Genomic DNA, 669 nt, shown 5'->3' with positions numbered 1-669 from the left:
TCTTTCATTTAATAGCAGAAGTCTTTCAGCCTGATGCTTTTGGAGAGTTGGCAGTGGGGATAATACTTGTAATTATAGCTGTAATAAGACTAGGTATAACTTTTACTATTCTAGATATCTTTTTATTTGGAGTAGCTATTATCTTTGCTACCTTAATCTATACATCAGTTAAATTGATCTTTGCCTCTTTAGCATTTTGGATTAAGTTTAGTCAAGCATTTTTATATATGACTTATTCTTTAAGTGACTTTGCTAAGTATCCAATAACTATCTATTCCAAGTGGATTAGAAAGGTATTAACCTTTATTGTTCCTTTTGCCTTTACTGCGTATTTTCCTGCAAGTTATTTTGTAGATAAAGTAGATGGGTTGGTGGCTATAGGTGGAACTATTTTAGTTGGAGTAGTCTTTTCTGTGATTTCTTATTCAGTCTGGCTTAGAGGGATAAGTGTTTATGAGAGTGCGGGAAGTTAGTGTATTTGATACTTAATAGTAATATAGTGTCAGTAGTCTGTGTCAGTGTCAGTAAAAATCAAAACCTAATAAACCTATAGTTTTTAAGGTTTTACTAACACTGACTACTGACACAGACACTATATAGTGTTATTTAAAAATCAAGTAACAGTAGATTTAATAAGGAGGAATAAGGATGATAATTATCGATAAGCCT

At 31.7% G+C, this 669-nt stretch carries 1 protein-coding gene; it reads left to right on the top strand.

Annotation, left to right across the window (positions count from 1 at the left end; genetic code table 11):
• Window positions 1-473 (top strand): ABC-2 family transporter protein (locus HALSAC_RS15010; RefSeq protein ID WP_035571271.1); only part of this gene is annotated, 473 nt, incomplete at its 5' end.
• Between the last annotated feature and the right edge of the window lie 196 nt (window positions 474-669).

The organism is Halonatronum saccharophilum DSM 13868, assembly GCF_000517025.1.
Classification (GTDB): Bacteria; Bacillota; Halanaerobiia; order Halobacteroidales; family Halobacteroidaceae; genus Halonatronum; species Halonatronum saccharophilum.
The sequence above is the reverse complement of the archived record's forward strand: the minus strand, read 5'-3'. Positions and strand labels throughout refer to the sequence as shown.